At 54.0% G+C, this 22,943-nt stretch carries 17 protein-coding genes; 8 read left to right on the plus strand and 9 right to left on the minus strand.

The window, feature by feature from the left end:
* Nucleotides 1–108 precede the first annotated feature (108 nt).
* Entirely contained in the window at nt 109–1,008 is a 900-nt protein-coding gene (locus tag SOM82_RS07060) for a LysO family transporter (protein ID WP_320460013.1), read from the minus strand.
* Nucleotides 1,009–1,180: 172 nt separating this feature from the next.
* Nucleotides 1,181–1,876, minus strand: coding sequence for an aquaporin Z (gene aqpZ / locus SOM82_RS07065; RefSeq protein ID WP_501083557.1), 696 nt, complete (start codon nt 1,874–1,876; stop codon nt 1,181–1,183).
* 372 nt (nt 1,877–2,248) lie between these two features.
* Between aqpZ and SOM82_RS07070 the strand changes: the two genes are divergently transcribed.
* A complete protein-coding gene (locus SOM82_RS07070) occupies nt 2,249–3,907 on the plus strand; it encodes an ATP-dependent endonuclease (RefSeq protein ID WP_320460015.1) in 1,659 nt (552 codons plus the stop codon).
* Here SOM82_RS07070 and SOM82_RS07075 read toward each other — a convergent pair.
* Nucleotides 3,904–4,860: a VirK/YbjX family protein gene (locus SOM82_RS07075; protein WP_320460016.1), complete on the minus strand. Its 957-nt coding sequence runs from the start codon at nt 4,858–4,860 to the stop codon at nt 3,904–3,906. The two genes, SOM82_RS07070 and SOM82_RS07075, sit on opposite strands and share 4 nt — an antisense overlap.
* A 159-nt stretch (nt 4,861–5,019) precedes the next feature.
* On the opposite strand from SOM82_RS07075, the gene macA reads away from it, so the two are divergent.
* Both macA and macB read left to right on the plus strand, forming a co-directional pair.
* A complete protein-coding gene (gene macA / locus SOM82_RS07080; RefSeq protein WP_320460017.1) occupies nt 5,020–6,135 on the plus strand; it encodes a macrolide transporter subunit MacA in 1,116 nt (371 codons plus the stop codon).
* A complete protein-coding gene (gene macB / locus SOM82_RS07085; RefSeq protein ID WP_320460018.1) occupies nt 6,132–8,072 on the plus strand; it encodes a macrolide ABC transporter ATP-binding protein/permease MacB in 1,941 nt (646 codons plus the stop codon). The genes macA and macB overlap by 4 nt, the downstream gene beginning before the upstream one ends.
* A gap of 68 nt (nt 8,073–8,140) precedes the next feature.
* On the opposite strand, the gene cspD is transcribed toward macB, so the two are convergent.
* A complete protein-coding gene (cspD, locus tag SOM82_RS07090) occupies nt 8,141–8,362 on the minus strand; it encodes a cold shock-like protein CspD (protein ID WP_100777020.1) in 222 nt (73 codons plus the stop codon).
* A 316-nt stretch (nt 8,363–8,678) separates the two neighbouring features.
* Between cspD and clpS the strand changes: the two genes are divergently transcribed.
* The 3 genes from clpS to SOM82_RS07105 all read left to right on the plus strand — a co-directional run bounded on the left by clpS (nt 8,679) and on the right by SOM82_RS07105 (nt 11,958).
* On the plus strand, nt 8,679–8,999 hold the full coding sequence (gene clpS / locus SOM82_RS07095) for an ATP-dependent Clp protease adapter ClpS (RefSeq protein ID WP_154127807.1): 321 nt from the start codon (nt 8,679–8,681) through the stop codon (nt 8,997–8,999).
* A gap of 27 nt (nt 9,000–9,026) precedes the next feature.
* Nucleotides 9,027–11,306 (plus strand): ATP-dependent Clp protease ATP-binding subunit ClpA, encoded by a 2,280-nt coding sequence (clpA, locus tag SOM82_RS07100; protein ID WP_154127808.1) that lies wholly within the window; start codon nt 9,027–9,029, stop codon nt 11,304–11,306.
* Nucleotides 11,307–11,505: 199 nt separating this feature from the next.
* Entirely contained in the window at nt 11,506–11,958 is a 453-nt protein-coding gene (locus SOM82_RS07105; RefSeq protein ID WP_320460019.1) for a hypothetical protein, read from the plus strand.
* Nucleotides 11,959–12,032: 74 nt separating this feature from the next.
* Here the strand turns inward: SOM82_RS07105 and infA are convergent, their stop codons facing one another.
* From infA to trxB, 5 genes are all read right to left on the minus strand, one after another.
* The gene (gene infA, locus SOM82_RS07110) at nt 12,033–12,251 is read right to left on the minus strand and encodes a translation initiation factor IF-1 (protein WP_002211347.1); all 219 of its coding nucleotides are present in this window, start codon (nt 12,249–12,251) and stop codon (nt 12,033–12,035) included.
* Between the two features lie 288 nt (nt 12,252–12,539).
* The gene (aat, locus tag SOM82_RS07115; protein WP_320460020.1) at nt 12,540–13,244 is read right to left on the minus strand and encodes a leucyl/phenylalanyl-tRNA--protein transferase; all 705 of its coding nucleotides are present in this window, start codon (nt 13,242–13,244) and stop codon (nt 12,540–12,542) included.
* Nucleotides 13,245–13,290: 46 nt separating this feature from the next.
* On the minus strand, nt 13,291–15,012 hold the full coding sequence (cydC, locus tag SOM82_RS07120; protein WP_320460021.1) for a heme ABC transporter ATP-binding protein/permease CydC: 1,722 nt from the start codon (nt 15,010–15,012) through the stop codon (nt 13,291–13,293).
* A complete protein-coding gene (gene cydD / locus SOM82_RS07125) occupies nt 15,012–16,778 on the minus strand; it encodes a heme ABC transporter permease/ATP-binding protein CydD (RefSeq protein WP_320460022.1) in 1,767 nt (588 codons plus the stop codon). The genes cydC and cydD overlap by 1 nt, the downstream gene beginning before the upstream one ends.
* 113 nt (nt 16,779–16,891) lie before the next feature.
* On the minus strand, nt 16,892–17,860 hold the full coding sequence (gene trxB, locus SOM82_RS07130; RefSeq protein WP_320460023.1) for a thioredoxin-disulfide reductase: 969 nt from the start codon (nt 17,858–17,860) through the stop codon (nt 16,892–16,894).
* Nucleotides 17,861–18,410: 550 nt separating this feature from the next.
* On the opposite strand from trxB, the gene lrp reads away from it, so the two are divergent.
* Together lrp and ftsK are read left to right on the plus strand one after the other, a co-directional pair.
* The gene (gene lrp, locus SOM82_RS07135; RefSeq protein WP_000228473.1) at nt 18,411–18,905 is read left to right on the plus strand and encodes a leucine-responsive transcriptional regulator Lrp; all 495 of its coding nucleotides are present in this window, start codon (nt 18,411–18,413) and stop codon (nt 18,903–18,905) included.
* 134 nt (nt 18,906–19,039) lie between these two features.
* A complete protein-coding gene (gene ftsK / locus SOM82_RS07140; protein ID WP_320460024.1) occupies nt 19,040–22,846 on the plus strand; it encodes a DNA translocase FtsK in 3,807 nt (1,268 codons plus the stop codon).
* Nucleotides 22,847–22,943: the final 97 nt, after the last annotated feature.

Raw genomic sequence — 22,943 nt, forward strand, 5'->3', positions numbered from 1 at the left:
TTTAAGATTATGCCTGTGGATGGGGAGAGAAAAGCGCTTTTTGCCACAAAATAGAGGGTTATTGATTTAACGCAATTTTGGCGGTAGAGGTCTACCGCCAGAGAGGTATCAGGCGGAGAAAAATGCCATCAAAATCGGGACCAGCAGGCTTAAAATGAAGCCATGAACGATAGCGGCAGGAACCAGTTCAAGGCCGCCTGAACGTTGCAACACGGGCAGGGTAAAGTCCATCGACGTGGCGCCACACAGGCCGAGCGCCGTGGAGCGACTCTGACGTACCAGGCCGGGAATGAGCATAATTGCGATAAGCTCACGCCCCAAATCATTGAAGAACGCCGCGCTGCCGATGACCGGACCAAAAGACTCCGTCAGCAGAATGCCTGACAGGGAGTACCAGCCAAAACCCGATGCCATCGCCAGACCGGTTTTCAGTGGCAGATCGAGAATAAAGGCATTAATCACGCCGCCCACCAGCGAGCTGAATACCACCACCACCGCGACAATCATTCCCCGGCGATTCAGCACGATTTGTTTCAGCGTCATGCCGTTATTGCGTAACTGAATGCCGATCAGGAACAGCAGGAAGATTAAGGTGTATTCGCTGGCTTCTGTCGCGTGTTGCAGAAAATCCAGGCCCGTCAGGCCAAGCAAAAATCCGAGAACAACCACACCGCAGAGCTTTAATGATTCCAGCGCCATGGCGATGCGCGACGGGAGTTTTTCCTGCTGGTGCTGATTTTTCCACGGCAGGCTGCGTTCGAGCCAAAACAGCGCGGCGATATTACACAGCAGAATAACGACAATGGTGACCACAGAATAATGAAGAATAGAGAGTAAATTGGCGGCCAGGTTATCCAGGAACGCGAGGCTTATTCCCATGAAAAACAGGATGACGTAGACAATCCAGCTGAGAAAGCGATTAATGAGCTTTAATGCCGACTCATGACGAAGGGGAATAAGATAGCCCACTACCAACGGCAGCAGAATGATTAAGAGTCCTGAAAACATGAACAGCCGGGTCCTTTTTTGAATGTCTGAATAGCGCCACTGACACTACCCAATTCCCGCTGTACAGTCAAAGAAGCAATCAAATATGCGTTGATGCTTTATATTGTGTGCCGCCCGTAAAGAGTGGGCATAAACGAAAAACGGCAACCAGAGGTTGCCGTCGTGCGATTAATTAATCGCGTTTTTCAAGCAGGGTACGATACAACAGACCGCCGAGAATACCGCCGATAACCGGCATCACCCAGAACAGCCACAGCTGCTGAAGCGCCCAGCCACCCTGGAAGATCGCCACCGCGGTGCTACGCGCCGGGTTAACAGAGGTGTTGGTCACCGGAATGCTGATCAGGTGAATCAGGGTTAACGCCAGGCCGATAGCGACAGGGGCAAAGCCCGCTGGCGCATGTTTATCGGTTGCACCGTGAATCACCAGCAGGAAGCCTGCGGTCAGTACGATTTCAATCACAATAGCGGACAGCATGGAGAAACCACCCGGAGAGTGTTCGCCAAAACCGTTAGAGGCAAAACCGCTCGCCGCCGCGTCAAACCCAGCTTTACCGCTGGCGACAACGTACAGAACCGCAGCGGCAATAATCCCGCCAACCACCTGTGCAATAATATAGCCAATGATATCTTTTGCCGGGAAACGACCGCCCGCCCAAAGACCCAATGTCACAGCAGGGTTAAAATGACCGCCGGAAATATGGCCCACGGCATAAGCCATGGTTAATACGGTTAAACCAAACGCTAATGCCACACCCACAAAACCAATACCTAATTCCGGGAATGCTGCTGCAAGAACGGCGCTACCGCAACCACCAAACACCAGCCAGAATGTGCCAAAGCACTCTGCTGCTAATTTTCTAAACATAACCACCTCGTTAATTTCCGCGGACTTTCCTGCACACGGGCTATTTGTCGTCGAAAAGGATGACGACGCAAAGAGCCATTATTTTAAAAAGCAACAACATCGCTTCGCTACTTAAATAAATTGGGTAAATTTGATTTAAGGCAATGCGATGTCAATCCTTGTTCGAACTGGATGGAATTAAAGCATAGACCAATTCAGGTGGCGTAGTATCTTCCTCTGTTGGCTGTCTTTCAAACAAAAGTCGTGGAGTAAATTCTGATTTTTATGGCCTGTGTTCGCCTGTTCAAACAGCGGAAATGTGTCCTGTGACGATCCCTGACGCTATACTGCTGATAATATGCAGGAAAGCGTGAGTATTTTGCGGGAGGATTTATGTTTCTCGAACGTGTGGAGATCGTCGGATTTCGTGGCATTAACCGTTTATCGCTAATGCTGGAGCAGAATAATGTCCTGATTGGCGAGAATGCGTGGGGTAAATCCAGTCTGCTGGATGCCCTGACGCTGTTGCTGTCGCCTGAAGCAGACCTTTACAGCTTTGTACGGGATGATTTCTGGTTTCCACCGGGAGATGTTCTGGGGCGCGAGCACCACCTGCATATCATTCTGACCTTCCGCGAGCTTGAACCCGGACGCCATCGCGTTCGCCGCTATCGACCGCTTTCGCCCTGCTGGACGCCCTGTGATGACGGGTATCAGCGGATTTTTTACCGTCTGGAGGGCGAGCTGGCGGAGGATGAGACGGTCATGACTCTGCGCGGATTTATTGATGCTACCGGGCATCCTATTCCGCTTGATGATATCGACACCTTTGCCAGCCATCTGGTGCGCCTGATGCCGGTGCTTCGCCTGCGGGATGCGCGTTTTATACGGCGGATCCGCAACGGCGCGGTCCCCAATCTGCCCGATATTGAAGTCACCGCCCGAGAGCTGGATGTTCTGGCGCGCGAGCTGGTGGCGCGTCCGCAAAATCTGACTGACGGGCAGATTCGTCAGGGCTTGTCAGCGATGGTGCAATTGCTGGAGCACTACTTCTCCGAGCAGGGTGGCTCCCAGACTCGCCACCGGCTGATGCGCCGTCGCTCTCACGATGAACAGCGCAGCTGGCGCTATCTGGATATTATCAACCGCATGATCGATAAACCCGGCGGGCGCGCCCATCGGGTCATCTTGCTGGGGCTGTTCTCCACGCTGCTTAAGGCGAAAGGTTCTGTTCGTCTGGACCCCGATGCGCGTCCATTGCTGCTGGTGGAAGATCCTGAAACACGTCTGCATCCGATTATGCTTTCGGTGGCGTGGAATCTGTTAAATCTGCTGCCTTTGCAGCGGATCACGACCACCAATTCTGGCGAGCTGTTGTCTCTCACGCCGGTCGAATATGTCTGCCGCCTGGTCAGAGAGTCGTCCCGCGTGTCGGCGTTTCGTCTCGGGCCTGGCGGCCTAAGCGCCGAAGATGCCCGCCGTATTGCCTTTCATATCCGCTTTAACCGTGCGTCATCGCTGTTTGCCCGCTGCTGGTTGCTGGTGGAGGGAGAGACAGAAACCTGGGTGATTAACGAGCTGGCGCGCCAGTGCGGCCATCATTTCGATGCCGAAGGGATCAAGGTTATCGAGTTTGCGCAGTCGGGATTAAAACCGCTGATTAAGTTCGCGCGCCGGATGGGTATCGAATGGCACGTGCTGGTGGATGGCGACGAAGCGGGGAAAAAGTACGCCAGTACCGTGCGCGGTCTGCTGAACAACAATCGTGAAGAGGAGCGTGAGCACCTGACTGAACTCCCGGCGATGGATATGGAACACTTTATGTATCGCCAGGGTTTTGACGATGTCTTCCATCGCGTCGCGATGATCCCGCCGGGTATCCCGATGAACATGCGGCGGGTCATTGCTAAAGCCATTCATCGCTCCTCTAAGCCCGATCTGGCGATCGAAGTCGCGGCCGAGGCGGGAAGAAGGGGCGTCGAGTCGGTACCGGTGTTACTGCGAAAAATGTTTTCCCGCGTGCTATGGCTGGCACGCGGGAAGGCTGATTAACGACGCGCGGCGTGATTTACCTGCTCGATCAGGCTATCGAGCAGTTCATAGCGGCGGCGATATTCGGAGCGTTTTTTGCTGGCAATATCTTCCATTGGCTTGCGCGGCATAACCAGCGGCAGCAGGAAGTGACCTTTCGCCTCCTGTTCTCCACCCATTGAGCGCCAGAAACTGTCGTAATCGGCCAGCAATTTCCCCTCTTTCTTCTTGCGGTAGCGCCAGCTGCGATAAATATGGGTCGCGTTACTGACCGCCACTATCTGTTCTACCGGGAATGCCGCGCCCAGCGTCATGGCTGCTTCCACCAGCAGACGTTTCGGGAACAGTCCGTGACAGGCTTTGGTCGCGCCCTGGATCAATTCATGCGGAACAAAGGATTTTGCCCCCTGCAGGCCGCCAATAAACAGCGTGGTTTTTGACTCATACTGACACAGCGTGAAGGTCATCTCTGCCAGCACGGTGTTTTGATGATCGCAAAAGGCCAGCGTCGCCTCGCCCTCTTTATCGAGAAACGCATCGGCGCACAGTCGGATCGTGAACTGCTGCTCATCTTTTCCGCTCAGTGTCAGTAACGTCACCCCTTTTTTGGAAAGATATCCGTTCATTAACGTTGCCGGGAGCACCGCATTCATGGTCTGGTAGTGGTAGCCCAGTGCGTTCAGCGCTTGCTGACGATTCATATCCACAGACAACCACGGGCGATGCAAACGGCACGGTAATCCCGGCTGCACCTGCAACATCTGGATCAGCCGTGGCTGTTTTGCCAGGCTTGCAAGCAGGCGCGCGGTGCTGAACGGCGCGGCAAGCGAACGCAGCATGAATTTACGGCGGTAGGCAGGATTCTGCCAGGCAAGCCCCGGGGTAAATTCACCTGAGGCAAGGCGCTGAAAAAGCTGCCATCCAGACCTGGGCTGTAGCGTTTGAGAAGAGGGTGTATCAATGATGGAAGACATGAGCAGTCCCGGCTTTTTGATAAGAGCGTTATTTCAGCAGGGGTTTAATCAACATCACCTCAACAACCGCGCGGTGATCCTAAAAACGGGGGTTTCGTTGAGGAACAGTTTAGATAGAATTAACGTTTATCATTGCCAGAACATTTATTTGGAATATTTATGAATCTCAAGGGAAAACGCAGGAAGCTGTTTTTGCTGTTAGCCGTCATCGTGCTGGTGGGCGGATTCTGGCTGTGGCAGGTGCTGAATGCACCGGTACCGCAATACCAGACGCTGATAGTGCGACCGGGCGAGCTGCAACAAAGCGTTCTGGCAACAGGCAAGCTGGATGCGCTGCGTAAAGTTGACGTCGGTGCGCAGGTGAGTGGTCAGCTTAAAACACTGTCGGTTGAGATTGGCGACAAAGTGAAAAAAGGTCAGCTGCTGGGGGTGATCGATTCCGAGCAAGCGGAAAACCAGATTCGCGAAGTCGAAGCGACACTCATGGAATTACGCGCCCAGCGCAGCCAGGCCCAGGCGGAACGCCAGCTCGCTCAGGTCACGCTTGGACGTCAGCAGGCGCTGGCCAAAACACAGGCCGTTTCTCGTCAGGATCTGGATACGGCAACGACCGAACTGGCGGTTAAACAGGCGCAGATTGGTACGATTGACGCGCAAATTAAGCGTAATCAGGCGTCGCTCGATACCGCGAAAACCAACCTCGATTACACCCGAATTGTGGCACCGATGGCAGGCGAAGTGACGCAAATCACCACGCTGCAAGGACAGACAGTGATTGCCGCACAGCAGGCTCCGAATATTCTGACGCTGGCGGACATGGGCACGATGCTGGTCAAAGCGCAGGTTTCCGAGGCCGACGTTATCCATCTTAAACCCGGCCAAAAAGCCTGGTTTACGGTGCTGGGCGATCCGCTCACGCGTTATGAAGGCGTCCTGAAAGATATTCTGCCAACGCCGGAGAAAGTGAACGACGCTATTTTCTACTACGCGCGCTTTGAAGTGCCGAACCCGAAAGGCGTCCTGCGACTGGATATGACCGCGCAGGTTCATATTCAGCTTACCGGGGTAAAAGATGTTTTGACCGTGCCGCTGGCGGCGCTGGGCGATCCGGCGGGGGTTAACCGTTATAAAGTGAAAGTGCTGCGTAACGGTGAAACCCGCGAGCGTGAAGTGGAGATTGGTGAGCGCAACGATACGGATATCGTCATCGTGAAAGGGCTGGAAGAGGGCGATGAAGTCGTCATCGGCGAAAGCCAGCCAGGGGCGGCTAAATGACCGCGTTGCTGGAGCTGAATGATATTCGCCGTAGCTATCCTTCCGGGGATGGCGCAGTGGAGGTGCTGAAGGGCATTACCCTGCAGGTTGAAGCCGGGGAGATGGTCGCTATTGTCGGGGCCTCCGGTTCCGGGAAATCCACGCTGATGAACATTCTTGGCTGTCTGGATAAACCCACCAGCGGAACCTATCGCGTGGCGGGAACGGATATTGCCACTCTCGACAGCGATGCGCTGGCTAAACTGCGTCGTGAACATTTTGGTTTTATCTTCCAGCGGTACCATTTGCTGTCGCATTTGACGGCGGCGCAAAACGTCGAAGTTCCGGCGGTGTATGCGGGTGTCGAGCGTAAAAAACGTCTTGAGCGCGCGCAGGCCCTTTTGACACGGCTAGGGCTGGCAGAGCGTGTGGATTACCAGCCGTCGCAGCTTTCTGGCGGTCAACAGCAGCGTGTGAGTATTGCCCGCGCATTGATGAACGGCGGCCAGGTGATCCTCGCCGATGAACCGACCGGGGCGCTGGACAGCCATTCCGGTGAAGAGGTGATGGCCATTTTGCATCAGCTTCGCGACCAGGGTCATACGGTGATCATTGTTACCCACGATCCGCAGGTGGCGAAGCAGGCTGAAAGGATCGTGGAGATCCACGACGGTGAGTTAGTCAGTAATCCCCCGGCGCGGAAAAATCATACCGGCGTTCAGAAAACGATCCTGCCTCCGCCGACGGGATGGGGACAGTTTGCCAGCGGGTTCCGTGAGGCGCTCATGATGGCCTGGCTGGCGATGGCGGCCAATAAAATGCGCACGCTGCTGACCATGCTCGGCATTATCATCGGTATCGCTTCGGTGGTGTCAATTGTGGTGGTGGGTGACGCGGCCAAACAGCTGGTGTTGGCGGACATCCGCGCTATCGGCACCAACACTATTGATGTCTATCCGGGGAAAGATTTTGGTGACGATGAGCCGCAATATCAACAGGCGCTAAAGTATGACGATTTGGCGGCAATTCAAAAGCAGCCCTGGGTCGACTCAGCGACGCCTGCGGTGTCGCAAAACCTCCGCCTGCGCTACGGCAACATTGATGTCGCTGCCAGCGCGAACGGCGTAAGCGGTGACTATTTTAACGTATACGGAATGACCTTCAGCGAAGGCGCCACCTTTAACGCCGAACAGCTGGCTGGCAGGGCGCAGGTGGTCGTGCTGGACGCCAACTCGCGTCGCCAGCTGTTTCCCAATAAACCCACCGTGGTGGGCGAAGTGATTCTGGTGGGCAACATGCCGGCGACGGTCATTGGCGTGGCAGAAGAGAAGCAGTCGATGTTTGGCAGCAGTAAAATTCTGCGCGTGTGGTTGCCCTATACCACCATCTCCGGGCGCATTATGGGGCAGTCATGGCTCAACTCCATTACCGTGCGGGTGAAAGAAGGCTACGACAGCGCACAGGCTGAAAAGCAGATTGAGCGCTTGCTTACGCTGCGTCACGGCAAGAAAGATTTCTTTACCTGGAACATGGACGGCCTCTTGAAAACCGCTGAAAAGACCACACGTACTCTTCAGCTGTTTCTTACGCTGGTGGCGGTTATCTCTCTCGTTGTCGGGGGGATTGGTGTCATGAATATCATGCTGGTTTCTGTCACGGAGCGTACGCGTGAGATTGGCATTCGCATGGCGGTTGGGGCGCGAGCCAGCGATGTGCTTCAGCAGTTTTTGATCGAAGCGGTGCTGGTCTGTCTGGTGGGCGGGGCGTTGGGTATTGCGTTGTCGATGCTTATCGCCTTCACTTTGCAGCTTTTTTTACCCGGCTGGGAGATCGGTTTTTCACCCTTCGCACTGCTGACGGCTTTTTTATGTTCGACCGCGACTGGCGTTTTGTTCGGCTGGCTTCCGGCACGCAATGCGGCGCGGCTGGACCCGGTGGATGCGCTGGCGCGCGAGTAAGGAAAATAAAAATGCCAGCCGATCGGGCTGGCATTTTGTCTGAGGGATGTACACAATGAATCAGAGGGCTATGCAACAGCTTCTGCTTCGATGGGCACAATGACACTGGCATGATTGCCTTTTGGCCCCTGGTGAACATCAAAGCGGACCGACTGCCCGGCTTTTAGTGTTCTGTATCCATCCATTTGAATGGTGGAATAGTGAGCGAAGATATCTTCGCCGCCGCCTTCAGGGCAGATGAACCCGAACCCTTTGGCGTTGTTGAACCACTTAACAGTACCCATTTCCATGCTTCGACATCCTTCGTATCTTTTATTAAGTAAGATGGAATGAACCGGTGGTGGAGTGGGGGCTGTTCAAAACCTCGCCAACTCACGCTTGTACAATTTAGATAAACCAACCCTATCGTCAAGTGTCAGGCGCTGGAGTTGGGACAAGAATCAACCAAAATTTGAAGCAGTTAACGCTATTGACGGGAATGTGACAGACATCGCGAATGGCAGTAATAGATGTTTGTTATCTGATATCTGAGGTAGATTCAGAAGAGAGACAGCCTCCTGTCAGCGGGAATGTTCTGCCGGAAACCGTAACCGATGATGACTGACAATGGGTAAGACGAACGACTGGCTGGATTTTGACCAGCTGGCGGAAGACAAAGTGCGCGACGCGCTAAAACCGCCATCTATGTATAAAGTTATGTTAATGAACGATGATTACACGCCGATGGAATTTGTTATTGACGTGCTACAAAAGTTCTTTTCTTATGATGTAGAACGTGCAACGCAACTGATGCTCGCCGTTCACTATCATGGCAAAGCCATCTGCGGGGTTTTTACTGCAGAGGTTGCCGAGACGAAAGTCGCAATGGTGAACGAATATGCCAGGGAGAATGAGCATCCGTTGCTGTGTACGCTGGAAAAAGCCTGATAAGGCATAAAATTGGGGGAGGTGCCTATGCTCAATCAAGAACTGGAACTCAGTTTAAATATGGCTTTCGCCAGAGCGCGTGAGCACCGACATGAGTTTATGACCGTCGAGCACCTGCTACTCGCACTGCTCAGCAACCCATCTGCCCGCGAAGCGCTGGAAGCGTGTTCTGTGGATCTGGTGGCGCTGCGTCAGGAACTCGAAGCCTTCATCGAACAAACCACACCGGTGCTGCCTGTCAGTGAAGAGGAGCGCGACACTCAGCCGACGCTCAGCTTCCAGCGCGTGCTGCAGCGTGCGGTGTTCCACGTCCAGTCCTCTGGCCGTAGCGAAGTGACCGGTGCAAACGTGCTGGTTGCCATCTTTAGCGAGCAGGAATCGCAAGCGGCGTACCTGCTGCGCAAACATGAAGTCAGCCGACTCGACGTGGTCAACTTTATCTCTCACGGAACGCGAAAAGACGAGCCTAACCAGGCCTCGGATTCCAGCAATCAGGCGAATAATAATGAAGAGCAAGCAGGCGGGGAGGATCGTATGGAAAACTTCACCACCAATCTTAACCAGCTTGCTCGCGTTGGCGGTATCGACCCGCTGATTGGTCGCGATAAAGAGCTGGAACGCGCGATTCAGGTGCTGTGTCGTCGTCGCAAAAACAACCCGCTGCTGGTGGGTGAGTCTGGCGTGGGTAAAACCGCGATCGCTGAAGGGCTGGCCTGGCGCATTGTGCAGGGCGACGTCCCGGAAGTGATGGCCGATTGCACCATCTATTCGCTGGACATTGGTTCTCTGCTGGCAGGCACCAAATACCGCGGTGATTTCGAAAAACGCTTTAAAGCGTTACTGAAACAGCTGGAGCAAGACACCAGCAGCATCCTGTTCATTGATGAAATTCATACCATCATTGGTGCAGGGGCCGCGTCTGGTGGCCAGGTGGATGCGGCTAATCTGATTAAGCCATTGCTTTCCAGTGGTAAAATCCGGGTGATGGGCTCTACCACCTATCAGGAGTTCAGTAACATTTTCGAGAAAGACCGTGCGTTAGCGCGTCGCTTCCAGAAAATTGATATTACTGAGCCGTCCGTCGAGGAAACAGTGCAGATCATCAACGGTCTGAAACCGAAGTACGAAGCGCACCACGATGTGCGTTACACCGCGAAAGCGGTGCGTGCTGCGGTGGAGCTGGCGGTGAAATACATCAACGACCGTCACCTGCCGGATAAAGCAATTGATGTGATCGACGAAGCGGGCGCGCGTGCGCGTTTGATGCCGGTCAGCAAGCGCAAGAAAACCGTTAACGTGGCGGATATTGAATCCGTGGTGGCTCGCATCGCGCGTATCCCTGAGAAGAGCGTCTCTCAGAGCGACCGCGACACGCTGAAAAACCTTGGCGACCGCCTGAAAATGCTGGTATTTGGCCAGGATAAAGCCATTGAGGCATTAACCGAAGCCATCAAGATGGCCCGTGCCGGACTGGGGCATGATCATAAACCGGTGGGTTCTTTCCTGTTCGCTGGCCCGACCGGCGTGGGGAAAACCGAGGTCACTGTTCAGCTTTCCAAAGCGCTGGGTATTGAACTGCTGCGTTTCGATATGTCCGAGTATATGGAACGTCACACCGTCAGTCGTTTGATTGGTGCGCCTCCGGGATATGTGGGCTTTGACCAGGGTGGTTTGCTCACCGATGCGGTGATCAAGCATCCTCACGCGGTATTGCTGCTCGATGAGATTGAGAAAGCGCATCCGGACGTCTTCAATATCCTGCTTCAGGTGATGGACAACGGGACGCTGACAGATAACAACGGGCGCAAAGCAGATTTCCGCAACGTGGTGCTGGTGATGACCACTAACGCCGGGGTTCGTGAGACGGAACGTAAATCGATCGGCCTGATCCATCAGGATAACAGCACCGATGCGATGGAAGAGATCAAAAAGATCTTTACCCCTGAATTCCGTAACCGTCTGGACAACATTATCTGGTTCGATCACTTGTCTACCGAGGTGATTCATCAGGTGGTGGATAAGTTTATCGTCGAATTGCAGGTTCAGTTGGATCAGAAAGGCGTGTCGCTGGAAGTGAGCCAGGAGGCCCGCAACTGGCTGGCTGAGAAAGGCTACGACCGTGCGATGGGCGCGCGTCCGATGGCGCGAGCCATTCAGGACAATCTGAAAAAACCGCTGGCCAACGAGCTTCTGTTTGGTTCGCTGGTGGATGGCGGCCAGGTGACCGTCGCGCTGGATCAGGCTAAGGGCGAGCTGACGTATGATTTCCAGAGTGCTCAGAAGCATAAGCCCGAAGCGGCACACTAAGATTGATATTTGTTAATGGAAACCGGGCGAAAGCCCGGTTTTTTTATCCCTTCGTTTATCCCTCTTGCTGATATTTTGCGAGGCGTTATCCAGAATTGAGAAAAATAAAATACTGTATATAAATACAGTTATAAGATTGAGGTGTATCCAAAATCAGATGTCAGGATTGGCGTCCTGCAATGTGTGAAGGAATTACCCTATGAATACTGAAAACAACGTCGCTCAACGCTATAGCGAATTGAGCCATGATACTCTCGATCTTCCTGTGCTTGCTAAACGCTGCAATCTGCTGACCGAAATCCTTGTCGACTGCAATTCCCTGCCACAAATTCAGCCTGTTTGCCGCTGTCTTGACGCCTATCTTGATGTTGTAAAACAAGCGCTGGTTGAGTCGATGAGCGATTTTTACGTCGTTGAACTGGATGAAGAGCAGGAAAAACCGAAAAAAAGAGAAGGGTTGCTGAAAGAGACGGAAACAAAATGCGATTACTGCCGCGCGTTAAGCCACGTTTTGCTGGTTTCCCACTTTGATCGCGAAATGCTCCCGTATCTTACGGGCCTGCTTCACGATATAACCCATGACATGGCGGGCGATTTAGTTGTACCTCCGCCACAGCAGGTTGTAATACATTTACCGGCTCATCCCAATTAATCGTGGGAAATAAAAAAGGCCGGGGATTTTCCCGACCTTTTTATATATCTCTATGCCATTAGAGGCGAATACAATTAGCGACTACGGAAGACAATGCGGCCTTTGCTCAGGTCGTACGGGGTCAGCTCAACAGTCACTTTGTCGCCCGTCAGGATACGGATGTAGTTTTTGCGCATTTTGCCGGAGATGTGCGCGGTTACCACGTGACCGTTTTCCAGTTCTACGCGGAACATGGTGTTAGGCAACGTATCAAGTACGGTACCCTGCATTTCAATATTGTCTTCTTTGGCCATCTAATCCTCTGGGGTATCACTACCAAGTTTTGAACCGGCAAGATAATGCCGAAATTCATCAATTAAGTAAAGAATTGTGCGTTTAAAACGCAACAAAACAGTTTCGGCGTATTGCCCAGTCGTCACGGTATAACCGTACGAGAAGCGCATTCGTAAAGGGGTGGCGACAGGATAAACGCAAGGACGTTATCTGATGCGAAGGATTCCCAAACGGCGGCGGGGCAACAGGCAGAACCTACTCTGCGGCACCAATTATAACACTCCTGATCCAAAATGGGCGGAAAACATTTATGCCTGGGACATAAAGAGTGTCCTGGGGACCCAAAAGTTCTGAGGGAGCTTCTGTAAACGGAGTGTATCCAGCTCTTCGAGATAATGGCGACGTGAGATCTCTACGGCTCCCAGCGATGCGGTGTGCTCGTTGAGCACCTGGCAATCCAGCAGTTGGCCACCGCGAAGGGCAAACTCCTGGCAAAATACCAGCAACGCCGTTTTGGATGCGTTAATCGCGCGGCTGAACATCGACTCACCGCAAAATAACGTCCCTTGCGCCACGCCATACATTCCGCCCACCAGTTCGTCTTTTTCCCATACCTCGATGGAGTGCGCATGGCCCAGTTCATGTAAGCGATGGTATGCGTCGATAATATTGTGCGTGATCCAGGTGCCCTCATGACGATCGCTGGCGCAGCCGTCGATCACCTGGCCAAAAGCATGATTGAGTGTGACGCGATAAGGGGATTTGGCGTGAAAGCGCTTCATGCTCCGGCTGAGATGAAACTGCGTGGGTAGAAGGACCGCGCGCGGGTCGGGCGACCACCACAGGATTGGGTCTCCGGGCGAAAACCACGGGAAAATTCCGCGTTGATACGCCATCAGCAGTCGTGCCGGGCTTAAATCACCGCCAAGCGCCAGCAGCCCATTGGGTTCACGCAGCGCTCCCTCTGGCGAAGGGAACGCAATATTATGACGAGAAAGCTGGACCAGGCGCATGACTGCAAAACTCCAATACGCGAGTAGGGATCGGTTCAAATATAGTCTACAGACGTTGTTTAAACTGGTAATAACGACCCTGTTTCGCTAACAGCTCTGCGTGACTACCTTGCTCAATAATCTGCCCGTTGTCCATCACAATTATTTGGTCAAAATTCGCCAGTCCGCGCAGGCGATGAGTCACCATCAGCACGGTTTTGTTTTTCATGACATCGGCCAGTAAATCAAGGATTTGACTCTCCGTTGTTGCATCCAGCCCTTCGGTAGGTTCATCGAGTAACATCAGCGGCGCATCATGCAGCAACGCACGAGCCACGGCCAGGCGACGTAACTCTCCGCCCGACAGTTGACGGCCACCTTCACCCAGCCAGCCATTTAATCCGTCATCTTCAAGCAGTTTGTGCAGCCCAACCTGCTCCAGCACGGCGCGCAAATGTTCGTCCGCGGCACCAGGCGATGCCAGCAGCAGGTTATCGCGCAGGGTGTCGCTAAACAGATGCACGCGCTGTGGTACGACGCTCACCGACTGGCGTAGCGCCTGCTCGCTAAAATCGGTGAGAGGGGTGTCGTTGAACAGGATCTGACCCGCCCGAGGGTCCCAGGCACGGGTAAGTAATTGCAACAGCGTAGACTTACCGCAGCCGGTTTTCCCCAGAATAGCGACACGCGCACCTGCCGGAATCGTCAAGTTGAGGCCGTCCAGGGCATTCTGTGCTTGCCCGTCATAGGCAAACGTCACGTCGTGCAGTTGCAGGGCAATATTCGCAGGTGAGACCTGTTCCTGCGCCGTAAACTGCACTTCAGGTTGTTGCTCGGTGATCTGCGTAATGCGCACGGCAGAGGCAATCACCTGACCTAAATGTTGAAATGCTCCTGTCACCGGGGCAAGCGCTTCGAATGCAGCCAGTGCGCAAAAGACAAACAGGGCAATCAGCGCACCAGGTTGGGTATGGCCTCCGACACCGCCGGAAGCCATCCACAGCATGACGATGACCGCGATCCCGCCAATGAGCATCATCAGGGCTTGAGATAACGCCGTCAGTTCGGACTGTCTGCGCTGCGCCTCGTGCCAGCTGAATTCAGTGCTTTCCATCCGGGTGCGGTAGCGTTGGCTGGCGCCATAAATAGTCAGCTCCGCCTGGCCCTGTAACCAGGAGGTTAATTGCTGACGATACTCACCGCGTAATCGGGTCAGATTCTCGCCGGTTGATTTACCGGCGCGATAGAACAGCGGTGGCAAGAAGAGAAGGGTGCACAGCATAATACCGCCGAGCGTGAGAGCAATCGGCACATCGAGGACGCAAAGCCCCAGCGTGACAGTGGCGATCACGACGAACGCCCCCACCAGGGGAGAAATAACGCGCAGATACAGGTGATCCAGCGTATCGACGTCAGCCACCACGCGGTTTAGCAACTCGCCCTGACGAAAACGTGCCAGCCCGGCAGGGGAGAGCGGTAGCAGCTTGCTGAACGTGAAAATTCGCAGATGTTGCAATACACGGAAAGTGGCGTCGTGACTGACCAGTCGCTCAAAATACCGACCGGCTGTACGTGTAATCGCGGTGCCACGAACGCCGGCGGCGGGCAGCATGTAGTTAAAACTATAGAGCCCGGCAAAACCTGCCACCGCAGAAGCTGACAGGAACCAGCCGGAAAGTGTCAGCAGGCCAATGCTCGCCAGAAGGGTGACAATCGCCAGCACAATGCCCAGGGTCAGCATCCATTTGTGGCGTTTATAAAGCGCCAGATACGGCAGTAAGGCACGCATTAAATATCCTCCTGACGATTTGCCAGCAGAGCGGCAAACGCCCCCTGCGCGGCGGCGAGCGTCGCGTAATCGCCTTGCTCAACAATACGCCCGTTGTCCATTACCCAGATCTGATCCCAGTCGGCGATCCCTTCCAGCTGATGAGTCACCATCAGGGTGGTCTGCTGCCGCGAGGCATCATTCAGGGCCTGCATCACGCGCTGTTCACTATGCGCGTCAAGGCTGGCAGCGGGTTCGTCCAGTAACATCAGTTGACTCGGATTAAGCAAGGCTCGCGCGACGGCGATGCGCTGTGCTTGCCCAACGGAAAGCCCCGCGCCCTGATCGCCCACCACCGTGTCCACACCATTCGGTAGCAGCGGCAGGAATTCGCTAACCCAGGCGCGATCGAGCACCGATTGCAGTTCGGATTCATGCGCATCCGGACGCGCCAACAATACGTTTTCACGCAGCGTCGAGGCTGGAAGCTGCGGGTTTTGCCCCACCCAACTTAGCTGTTTGCGCCAGGCGTCGGGCTCCAGTAAACGCAATTCCGTTCGGTTAATTTCTAAGGAGCCGGTGTAGGCCATAAACCCGGACAGCGCGTTCAGCAGGGAACTTTTTCCCGAACCGCTGGTGCCGACCAATACCACTCGCTGGCCTGCAGAAAGCGTGAAGTTGAGCGGTCCGGCCAGCACTTTGCCTTCTGGCGATAGAATCGAAAAGTCTTTTGCTACAATCGTAACCGGCTCTTTGCTGTTGAGTGTCACCTCACCACGTTCAGGGTGGGCCAGCGGCGTTTCCAGGAACGTTTTCAGGCTATCGGCTGCGCCAACGGCCTGAGCTTTTGCGTGATAAAACGTGCCCAAATCACGTAGCGGCTGGAAAAATTCCGGTGCGAGAATCAGCGCCAGAAAACCAGCTGACAGCGTGACCGCCGTGCCATAGTGACCAAAATCGAGTGCGCCGAGATATGAGAAACCAAAGTAAACGGCGACAAGGGCGATGGATAGCGAGGTAAAGAATTCCAGCACGCCAGATGAGAGAAACGCCAGGCGCAACACTTCCATGGTCCGCTGACGAAAATCCTGAGACGCCTGACGAATGTTTTCGATTTCGGCTTCGCCACGCCCAAAGACACGCAACGTTTCCATTCCACGAAGACGGTCAAGAAAGTGTCCACTCAGACGTCCAAGCGCAAGGAAGTTACGACGGTTGGCATCCGCCGCTCCCATTCCCACCATCGCCATAAACATTGGAATCAGTGGCGCGGTTCCCAATAAAATCAGGGCTGCCACCCAGTTGGACGGGAAAATCGCGAGCACAATGAGCAGCGGAACGAAGACCGCCAGCGCCATCTGAGGCAGATAACGGGCATAGTAATCATGCATGTCGTCGATTTGTTCAAGGATAAGCGTTGCCCAGCTTCCGGCGGGTTTTCCCTGAATCCAGGCCGGCCCGGCTTCCTGAAGCCTGTCCAGTACCTGACGGCGGATTTCATAGCGTATATGCTGCCCGGCGTGAAAACCTACGCGTTCACGGAGCCAGACAACCCATGCGCGAAGGATGAAGACCAACGCCAGCACGATAAACGGCATAATCAACGCCTCGCGCGGGATGTTCTCCATAATCATATGGTTAAGAATGCGGGCCAGCAGCCATGCCTGGGCAACAATCAACAAACCGCTGATAAATCCCAACAGACGGGAAATATTCAGCCAGCGGCGCGAAAGAACGCTTTGCTGTTTCAGCCAGCGAGTTAACTCTTGTTGACGGGTTTTTTCCATTGCTTGCTTTGCAGGTGAGTTATTAGAAATTCGGCACCGCAATGGTACATGCCAGGCAAAATAAAGGCGACCTGTCGTCGCCTTTATTTACGTTTGTTACTGACTTGTAAAGATTATTTACCGAGTTCAGCCAGTCCATCAAGGTAACGCTCTGCATCCAGCGCGGCCATACAGCCTGTACCCGCAGAGGTGATTGCCTGACGATAAATATGGTCCATGACATCGCCCGCAGCAAACACACCAGGGATGCTGGTCTGGGTCGCATTGCCGTGGATCCCAGACTGCACTTTGATGTAGCCGTTTTCCAGCTCCAGTTGACCATCAAAAATGCCGGTATTAGGGCTGTGACCGATGGCAACAAACAGGCCAGCTACTTCCAGCGACTCAATGTTATCCGCATTCTGGGTATCGCGCAGACGCAGGCCCGATACGCCCATCTGATCGCCCGTCACTTCTTCCAGCGTGCGGTGGGTATGCAGCACAATGTTGCCACTGGCCACTTTATCCATCAGACGTTTGATCAGAATTTTCTCAGCGCGGAAGGTATCGCGACGGTGAATAAGGTGCACTTCTGAGGCGATATTGGCCAGATAGAGTGCTTCTTCAACGGCCGTGTTGCCGCCACCGATAACCGCTACTTTCTGGTTGCGATAGAAGAAGCCATCGCAGGTTGCGCATGCGGAGACGCCGCGGCCTTTAAACGCTTCTTCAGACGGTAACCCGAGATAACGCGCGGAGGCACCGGTCGCAATAATTAGCGCATCGCAGGTGTATTCGCCGTTATCACCAATCAGACGGAACGGGCGATTTTGCAGATCAACTTTGTTGATGTGGTCAAACAGAATTTCGGTATCGAATTTGGTCGCATGTTCATGCATGCGCTCCATCAGCAGCGGCCCGGTCAGGTCATTCGGGTCGCCTGGCCAGTTTTCTACTTCAGTGGTGGTGGTCAACTGACCGCCTTTTTCCATGCCGGTGATTAATACCGGTTGCAGGTTAGCGCGTGCAGCATAGACCGCTGCGGTGTATCCCGCAGGTCCAGAACCAAGGATTAGCAGCTTACTGTGTTTGGCCGTGCCCATGAGATCCCCATTGTTGTTGGCAGACATTTGCTCGGATTGTAGGGAATTTGTTGCCGTAAAAAAAGAGCACAGCAATGTTGTAAACGATTTGTGTCATAGCCGTCAGCGATGAAGCCGGAGGTTAATGCGTAATAACATAACGGTTTACGATGAAAAACGGTCGTTTATACACCGACAAAATGAGGATTAATCCCCGGTCGTAATGAATAACTGGCACGTTGTACTAAAAAACGATGTTTTGCTTTGACAATCCCCTGCGCTTTTGCGAAAACATTGAAGGAAGAAAAAAATCCGCGCTAGCTGTGTGCCGCATAAGCATGCAGCTAAACGCCATTTTTACCGGGTCAGCGAAATCTACGCATGGTGTGGACAGATGCCATGCGTGATGTTGGTGACAGCCTTTGGGCAACGGTCTTCTTACCGTAGAACCCGAATTCTCATCGCGCACATATTATAAAAGCGATGTGATGAATAACGGGTACAGGCTCTGAACAGTGATGTGCACAGGGTCCAGGCAGGAGTAGGGAAGGAATACAGAGAGACAATAATAATGGTAGATAGCAAGAAGCGCCCTGGCAAAGATCTCGACCGTATCGATCGTAACATTCTGAATGAATTGCAAAAGGATGGGCGTATTTCCAACGTCGAGCTTTCAAAACGTGTGGGACTTTCACCGACGCCGTGCCTTGAGCGTGTGCGTCGACTGGAAAGACAGGGTTTTATTCAGGGCTATACGGCTCTGTTAAATCCGCATTATCTGGATGCCTCACTTCTGGTTTTTGTTGAGATTACTCTGAATCGTGGCGCGCCGGATGTGTTTGAACAATTCAATACCGCGGTACAAAAACTTGAAGAAATTCAAGAGTGTCATCTGGTTTCTGGCGATTTCGACTACCTGTTGAAAACCCGCGTGCCAGATATGTCAGCCTATCGTAAATTGCTGGGTGAAACCCTGTTGCGACTGCCTGGCGTGAATGACACCCGTACCTACGTGGTCATGGAAGAGGTCAAACAGAGCAATCGTCTGGTTATTAAGACGCGCTAATACGGAACAGGTGCAAAATCAGTGTAATTTGATTACACTCCTGTTAATCCATACAGCAACAGTGCCGGGTATCCCGGCGCTGTTGTCCGTTTTAGCAAACAGGCAGGAAATGCCTGGTACCTGGAGAGCCTTTTTTGAGCCAGGAATATACTGAAGACAAAGAAGTCACTTTAACGAAGTTAAGCAGCGGGCGCCGACTCCTTGAGGCGTTGCTGATCCTTGTTGCCCTTTTTGCCGTCTGGTTGATGGCAGCCTTACTCAGTTTCAATCCTTCTGACCCCAGCTGGTCGCAAACGGCATGGCATGAACCTATCCATAATTTGGGTGGCGTTCCTGGTGCATGGCTGGCGGATACGCTCTTTTTCGTCTTTGGCGTAATGGCCTACACGATCCCGGTCATTATTGTCGGCGGATGTTGGTTTGCCTGGCGTCATCGTCAGAACGAAGAGTACATCGATTATTTTGCCGTTTCGCTGCGTCTGATTGGCGCTTTAGCGTTGATCCTGACGTCATGCGGTCTGGCAGCGATCAACGCCGATGATATCTGGTATTTTGCCTCCGGTGGCGTGATTGGTAGCCTGTTAAGCACCGCGCTTAAACCCATGCTGCACAGCAGCGGTGGGACGATCACGCTTCTCTGTATCTGGGCCGCGGGTCTGACATTATTCACCGGATGGTCCTGGGTTAGCATTGCCGAGAAACTGGGCAGCTTTATCCTCAATCTTTTGACCTTCGCGAGTAATCGCACCCGCCGTGATGACACCTGGGTCGATGAAGACGAGTATGAAGATGACGACTACGAAGATGAAACGGCATCTGCCAATCGGACTGAATCCCGCCGTACCCGCATTATGCGTGGCGCGCTGGCGCGTCGTAAACGCGTCGCTGAAAAATTCGCCAATCCTCTTGGCCGCAAAACGGACGCCGCGCTTTTCTCTGGCAAACGCATGGATGACGATGAGCAAATCGCATACAGCGCAGGCGGCGTGCCCGCCGATCCCGATGATGTTTTGTTCTCAGGGAACCGCGCGGCGCCAGGCGATTACGATGAGTACGATCCGTTATTAAATGGTCATTCTGTAACGGCTCCCGTTGCGGCAGCGGCAGTGGCCACGACGGCAGCGCAAGCATATGCTGCGCCTGCCGAAGCAGTTATGCCTGCAGCCCCCGTTTACGCTCCAGAGCCGGCTATGCAGCAGCCGGTGGTTGACTGGCAGACTGCCCCTGGCGTTCATACGCCTGAACCGATTATTGCCCCTGAACCTGCAAGCTATGTGCCCGTGCAGCAGGAGCAATGGCAGCCGCCACATCAGCCAGAGCCATTCTACGAACAGCCAGCGTATCCGCAGCACGAAGAGCCTGTCGCCCAACCGTATCAGGAATACACTCCGGAACCAGTGCCTGAGCCGCAAGTTGAAGTTGAAGAAGTGAAACCGGCTCGTCCTCCGATGTACTATTTTGAAGAAGTTGAGGAAAGACGCGCGCGTGAGCGTGAGCAGCTTGCGGCCTGGTATCAGCCCGTTCCGGAACCAGTGCAAGAGCCTGCAGCTGTTCAGCCTGTAACCCCTGCGTCCTTTACTGCACCGGATCTTGATCCAATTTCTTCCGTTGCTCCTGTTGCAGCCAGTGTGAAACAAGCCACAGTATCAGCGGCGGCCGCTGCTGCGGCGACAGCGCCGGTATTCAGCCTGGCAGCAGGTGGTGCGCCTCGCCCGCAGGTCAAAGAAGGCATTGGGCCGCAGCTACCCCGTCCAAATCGTGTGCGCGTCCCGACGCGTCGTGAGCTGGCTTCCTACGGTATCAAACTCCCTTCTCAGCGTATGGCTGAAGAAAGAGCGCGTGGGGTTGACGACAGCGATGATGCGGAAGAAATGCATCAGGATGAGCTGGCTCGTCAGTTTGCTGCGCAGCAGCATCAGCGCTATGGTGATGAGTATCAGGATGACACGCCTGCTTATGGTGCGCCGGGCGTCCAGGACGATGAAGACGAAGCGGCACAGGCCGAACTCGCTCGTCAGTTTGCTGCCTCTCAGCAGCAGCGTTACGCTGGCGATCAACCTTCGGGGGCGAATCCTTTCTCGCTGTCAGATTTTGAATTCTCACCGATGAAAGATTTGGTTGATGATACGCCGAGCGAGCCACTCTTTACTCCGGGCGTAATGCCTGAACCGGAACCACCGCGTCAGCAATTTGCTCCGCCGCAAGCGCAACAGGCGCCGCAGAGTATCGCTCCGCAGCCCTATTCGCAGCCGGAGCAATACGCTCAGCCACAGCAACCGCCTGCTGCTCCGCCGCAATACGCTCAGCCACAGCAGCCGCCTGTTGCTCCGCCGCAATACGCTCAGCCGCAGCATCCGCCTGTTGCTCAGCCGCAATACGCTCAGCCACAGCAGCCGAAAGATAGCCTGATCCATCCGCTGCTGATGCGCAATGGCGATAGTCGCCCTGTGCAACGACCTACCACGCCGCTGCCGTCACTGGATCTCTTAACGTCACCTCCGACGGAAGTTGAACCGGTGGACACCTTTGCTCTTGAGCAAATGGCGCGCCTGGTTGAAACCCGTCTGGCTGATTTCCGTATCAAAGCGGACGTCGTGAACTATTCTCCAGGCCCTGTGATCACTCGCTTTGAGCTTAACCTTGCGCCGGGCGTAAAAGCCGCACGTATTTCGAATCTGTCCCGCGATTTAGCGCGTTCTCTGTCGACAGTCGCCGTGCGCGTGGTTGAAGTGATTCCTGGTAAACCGTATGTGGGACTGGAACTGCCGAACAAAAAACGCCACACCGTCTATCTGCGTGAAGTGCTGGATAACGCGAAGTTCCGCGACAATCCATCGCCGCTGACGGTGGTACTGGGTAAAGACATCGCGGGTGAACCGGTAGTGGCTGATTTGGCCAAAATGCCCCACCTGCTGGTGGCTGGTACAACCGGTTCAGGTAAGTCCGTGGGTGTGAACGCCATGATCCTGAGCATGCTTTATAAAGCTCAGCCTGAAGATGTGCGCTTCATCATGATCGACCCGAAAATGCTGGAACTGTCGGTCTACGAAGGCATTCCTCATCTGCTGACAGAAGTGGTCACCGACATGAAAGACGCCGCCAACGCATTGCGCTGGAGCGTCAATGAGATGGAGCGCCGCTACAAGCTGATGTCGGCGCTGGGTGTGCGTAACCTCGCAGGCTATAACGAAAAAATTGCCGAAGCGGCAAGGATGGGCCGTCCTATCCCGGATCCGTACTGGAAGCCTGGTGATAGCATGGATGCCCAGCATCCGGTACTGGAAAAGCTGCCTTATATCGTCGTACTGGTGGATGAATTCGCCGATCTGATGATGACGGTAGGTAAAAAAGTCGAGGAGTTAATCGCCCGACTGGCGCAGAAAGCGCGAGCCGCAGGTATCCACCTGGTGCTGGCGACGCAGCGTCCGTCTGTCGATGTGATTACAGGTCTTATCAAAGCGAACATTCCAACGCGTATTGCTTTCACCGTTTCAAGTAAAATTGACTCACGTACTATCCTCGATCAGGGTGGTGCGGAATCGCTGCTCGGCATGGGTGATATGCTCTATTCGGGCCCGAACTCCACCACGCCAGTGCGTGTTCACGGTGCGTTTGTTCGCGATCAGGAAGTCCATGCGGTCGTCCAGGACTGGAAAGCGCGTGGTCGTCCGCAGTACGTTGACGGCATCACTTCTGAGAGTGAAAGCGAAGGCGGCGCAGGTGGGTTTGATGGTGCAGAAGAGCTGGATCCTCTGTTTGATCAGGCAGTGAATTTTGTGACCGAAAAACGCAAAGCTTCTATTTCTGGTGTTCAGCGTCAGTTCCGCATCGGCTACAACCGTGCCGCGCGTATCATTGAACAAATGGAAGCGCAGGGGATTGTGAGCGAGCAGGGACATAATGGTAATCGCGAAGTGCTCGCGCCACCTCCGTTTGAATAATTTGCCGCCGATTGCAAAGATGGGTAAATCAGCAAAATTTAAGTATTTTCTTCTGTTGCCTGCCTTCGGGCAGGTTCAGAATAAACGCCAGAACCCC

Source organism: Lelliottia sp. CFBP8978 (assembly GCF_034046055.2).
Classification (GTDB): Bacteria; Pseudomonadota; Gammaproteobacteria; order Enterobacterales; family Enterobacteriaceae; genus Enterobacter.

Bases quoted from the DNA above. Each gene is read 5' to 3' on its own strand.
- SOM82_RS07060 (WP_320460013.1), bottom strand. From the start codon at position 1,008: ATGTTTTCAGGACTCTTAATCATTCTGCTGCCGTTGGTAGTGGGCTAT.
- aqpZ (WP_501083557.1), bottom strand. From the start codon at position 1,876: ATGTTTAGAAAATTAGCAGCAGAGTGCTTTGGCACATTCTGGCTGGTG.
- SOM82_RS07070 (WP_320460015.1), top strand. From the start codon at position 2,249: ATGTTTCTCGAACGTGTGGAGATCGTCGGATTTCGTGGCATTAACCGT.
- SOM82_RS07075 (WP_320460016.1), bottom strand. From the start codon at position 4,860: ATGTCTTCCATCATTGATACACCCTCTTCTCAAACGCTACAGCCCAGG.
- macA (WP_320460017.1), top strand. From the start codon at position 5,020: ATGAATCTCAAGGGAAAACGCAGGAAGCTGTTTTTGCTGTTAGCCGTC.
- macB (WP_320460018.1), top strand. From the start codon at position 6,132: ATGACCGCGTTGCTGGAGCTGAATGATATTCGCCGTAGCTATCCTTCC.
- cspD (WP_100777020.1), bottom strand. From the start codon at position 8,362: ATGGAAATGGGTACTGTTAAGTGGTTCAACAACGCCAAAGGGTTCGGG.
- clpS (WP_154127807.1), top strand. From the start codon at position 8,679: ATGGGTAAGACGAACGACTGGCTGGATTTTGACCAGCTGGCGGAAGAC.
- clpA (WP_154127808.1), top strand. From the start codon at position 9,027: ATGCTCAATCAAGAACTGGAACTCAGTTTAAATATGGCTTTCGCCAGA.
- SOM82_RS07105 (WP_320460019.1), top strand. From the start codon at position 11,506: ATGAATACTGAAAACAACGTCGCTCAACGCTATAGCGAATTGAGCCAT.
- infA (WP_002211347.1), bottom strand. From the start codon at position 12,251: ATGGCCAAAGAAGACAATATTGAAATGCAGGGTACCGTACTTGATACG.
- aat (WP_320460020.1), bottom strand. From the start codon at position 13,244: ATGCGCCTGGTCCAGCTTTCTCGTCATAATATTGCGTTCCCTTCGCCA.
- cydC (WP_320460021.1), bottom strand. From the start codon at position 15,012: ATGCGTGCCTTACTGCCGTATCTGGCGCTTTATAAACGCCACAAATGG.
- cydD (WP_320460022.1), bottom strand. From the start codon at position 16,778: ATGGAAAAAACCCGTCAACAAGAGTTAACTCGCTGGCTGAAACAGCAA.
- trxB (WP_320460023.1), bottom strand. From the start codon at position 17,860: ATGGGCACGGCCAAACACAGTAAGCTGCTAATCCTTGGTTCTGGACCT.
- lrp (WP_000228473.1), top strand. From the start codon at position 18,411: ATGGTAGATAGCAAGAAGCGCCCTGGCAAAGATCTCGACCGTATCGAT.